This is a genomic window from Microcoleus sp. F10-B2, assembly GCF_036704965.1.
Taxonomy (GTDB): Bacteria; Cyanobacteriota; Cyanobacteriia; order Cyanobacteriales; family Microcoleaceae; genus Microcoleus.
The window spans coordinates 1-1,974 of the sequence record NZ_JAUBTB010000212.1; the positions used below are offsets into that span (position 1 = coordinate 1).

A 1,974-nucleotide genomic window follows, 5' to 3' on the forward strand; every position below is an offset into this window, starting at 1 on the left:
TAAACGGAACTTACCCACAGGCTCGTTCGCTCCTAGGGTTCAAACCCAGAACTCACGGGAAATCGGGGTGAGAGCCCTTACCTGATACATGACTACAAATTCAGCGTAACTCCCAGTAAATCGAAGGCTTTCTGCTGTAAAGGGCTCGGTATTGTCAACTTATCAAAGCTAACTGAAACTCCCCCCAATTTAGGCTGTACTCGATTTTTAGTAATCGTCGCCAAATTCGTGAGTAACGTCCGGAAACTTTGAACTGGAAAATTTTCCTCAGTCCGTTGAGTTGAAGCCTTTCGTTTTGCCGGAGTTTGAGATTTATTCGGGACAACCACATCCATTGATTCTGAGGTATCTAACCACTCCTCGGACTCGAATAGCAACGGTGCTAATCTCTGTCGCATCTGCCATTCCACATAATAAGCCAACAAACATAAAAACACGTGCGATCGTACCCGATGAGCCAAACGATGATAAATCGGACGCACCTTCAAATCAATAGTCTTATAACAGCGAAATGCTTGCTCGACAACAGACAAACCCTTGTAGGCTTTCACCGTTGAAGAGTCATCTAACATTGACCTGGCAACTGAAGTACGAATCACGTACATTCCATCTAAATTAGCTTCTGCTTCAATTTTCTCGCGGTTGCGTTCGTAACTGAAACTGTTGTCAGCGATCGATAAATTAAAATGCTTTGCTACCTGATAGCGATTGATGATTTTCCCGACCCTTACCCCTATTTTTTCGGCTCCCACCAACCTCCGATTTGAGCGAGTTGTTGCCACGACGATTTTGTCTAATTCTTTCTCAGTTGCCTGTAGTAGTGCTTCTCTTGTAGCCGCTCTTTCAATAGCTAAAAACGGATTGCGACAGGCGATTAACCTTTCTCCGGGATAATCTGGGGATTGAATTGCAGCTAAATTTCTTTGGTCAAACAGTGACAGTTGTATTGCCTCTTGTTCTACTAACTCTCGAATTTGCGGCGCTCTTAATGCTGTAATCCAGTCTAAACCCTCTACCCCCTTTAATTCTTCTTCAAGACGAGCTGAAGTAAGTACGCCCCGATCGCCCACCAATACTAACCGTTGAATACCAAACCGAGTGCGGACTTTTTCTAGGATCGGACTTAAGGTTTTAGCATCATTGACATTACCTTCAAAAACTTCGACAGCAATCGGGCATCCCGCAGCGTTACAAAGTAATCCAAAAATTATTTGTAACTTCCCTCTCTTTTTGTCCCGTGAATAGCCGTATTGAGCCAGGGGACAGGTGGTTCCTTCAAAATATGTGGAAGTAACATCGTAGAGAATTAGGCTGCCTTCAGATAGGTGTTTTGCTGCTATTCTTTGTTCGATTTCCTGTTGTCTATCTGACAACCAATCCATTGCTTCATACAGCTCATCGACATCAGCATCTTGAACTTTTAAGATTTCACAGAGGGTGCTATTACAGGCATCTGCGGATAATCCGCGTGCTGTGGCTAATTTTGAGGCGGGGTCGATAATTCGTGCTACTATCATTGCTGTGACTAGATCCCGTTGGCGACTGGTTCGCTCGCTAATTAATGATTCTAGCCCGATATTTTTGAGCGTACCTAACACGGCGGCTACATGGCCGTGGGGTAATGAACTTTGGATGTCAAAGGCAGATTCGAGACTAGAAATAGCGGTGCCACCTTTGAGTAAAATTCGCAGTCCTTCAATGGCATCATCGGGCAATTTTGAGAGGTTAGCTAGGGTACGCTTGCGCACTTTTCCATCCTCTCGGTAGGATTGACGTAAGAGGACGGCTGGTGGGGAATTGCGGTTGGGGACTCTTTCGATGTGCATGACTACAATTCTCTCACACTCTCGAGCCAAACAATCTTAAGAAAATCTGAATTTACATGACTACAGTCGCGAGCCGATCGAAGTGGGCAAACCTATAGCTCGTATGCGCGAGCTCTCTTCGGAACTACCCCGCAGGGGGTAAGTTCCG

General features: G+C 45.3%; 1 protein-coding gene. It reads right to left on the reverse strand.

The annotated features are described in order from the left end of the window. Positions 1-92: 92 nt before the first annotated feature. The gene (locus tag QUA99_RS32670; protein WP_333245734.1) at positions 93-1,826 is read right to left on the reverse strand and encodes an IS1634 family transposase; all 1,734 of its coding nucleotides are present in this window, start codon (positions 1,824-1,826) and stop codon (positions 93-95) included. Positions 1,827-1,974 lie beyond the last annotated feature (148 nt).